This window comes from Aminobacter sp. P4_D5, assembly GCF_056401815.1.
On record NZ_JBFUIP010000823.1, the window covers coordinates 1 to 663 of the forward strand.

At 71.3% G+C, this 663-nt stretch carries 1 protein-coding gene; it reads left to right on the forward strand.

Annotated features, from left to right (window positions below):
* A partial coding sequence (locus AC1DWF_RS35210; protein ID WP_476843103.1) for an enolase C-terminal domain-like protein occupies positions 1 to 541 on the forward strand: 541 nt, incomplete at its 5' end.
* Between the last annotated feature and the right edge of the window lie 122 nt (positions 542 to 663).

Consider the following 663-nt stretch of genomic DNA (forward strand, 5'->3'; position numbering starts at 1 on the left):
CTGGAGCAGCCACGCCGCCATCCGCATCTGTCGCGCGCTGGAGGATGTCGGCGTCTTCTGGGTGGAGGACCCCATCAACAAGATGGATGACGTCCGCACCCTCGCCGATCTGCGGCGCCAGACCCGCACACCGATCTGCGGCAGCGAGACGTTGGGCGGCGTGGTGCCCTTCCGCGACCTGCTGGCGGGCGATGCGATCGACATGGTGATGCTCGACCTCGCCTGGTGCGGCGGGCTGACGGAGGGTCGCAAGATCGCGGCGCTCGCAGAGGCCTATGCGAAGCCGCTGGCGCCGCACGACTGCACCGGCCCGGTGACCTTGATGGCCGGGCTGCACCTGGCCCTGCACGCGCCCACCGCGATCTTCCAGGAGGTGGTGCGCGCGACGCTCGCCACCTGGTACCGCGACCTCGTCACGGACTTGCCCGTGCTGCGCAATGGCATGGTGCAGGCGCCCACGGCGCCGGGCCTCGGCATGAAGCTGCAGGATGCGGTGCGGACGCGGCCGGACGCCGTGGTGCGCGAGAGCGCGAAGTCATAGGCGCCCGATGCTGATCCGCATCGTCGGCGCGCATGCCCCGCAGGCGGAACGCCTGCAGGCCTTGCTCGGCACGGGGCATGAGGTCGTGCCGATGCCGAAGCTGCCCGCGGCGGGGCCGATCC